1 protein-coding gene is annotated in these 509 nt (G+C 40.3%); it reads left to right on the forward strand.

Features of this window, described 5'->3' with window-relative positions; genetic code table 11:
• Positions 1-509: transposase (locus tag AB6735_RS28090; RefSeq protein WP_370999498.1), on the forward strand; the 509-nt coding region annotated here is incomplete at both ends.

Consider the following 509-nt stretch of genomic DNA (forward strand, 5'->3'; position numbering starts at 1 on the left):
TACCTGAATATGTGTCCTTTCATCACGAAGCTACGTTTAACAGCGAAAACGTGGCTTTGAAACAGGCTATTCTGAACTGTCCTATATCGGATAAATGTATTGTTGTTGTCGATGCCGGCTTACAGTCAAGGGATGCTTATGACCAGCTTTTCGACCAGGGTATCAGTTTCATTACCCGGGTCAATCCTAACCCGAGAAGTGTAGTTATCGAAGAAAACAGCTTACCCGAAGCCAATCCACAAGCCAACGGATTACAATTGATAGCAGACCGTAAGGTTTACTTATATAACAGGAACGGCAAAAAGACAAAGAATGCTTATCGCTATATCGAGGCGGTCAAACCTGATAATACAACCCTTGCTTTCCTGAGTAATATCTTTGATCTTCAAGCTCATGAGATTGCTGGACTGTATAAAAAACGGTGGGATATCGAAGTGTTTTTCAAGTTCATTAAACAGGAACTTAACTTTTCTCATTTACTATCCAGAAGTATCAATGGTATCAAGTCT

It is taken from the genome of Mucilaginibacter sp. RCC_168 (assembly GCF_041355315.1).
Classification (GTDB): Bacteria; Bacteroidota; Bacteroidia; order Sphingobacteriales; family Sphingobacteriaceae; genus Mucilaginibacter.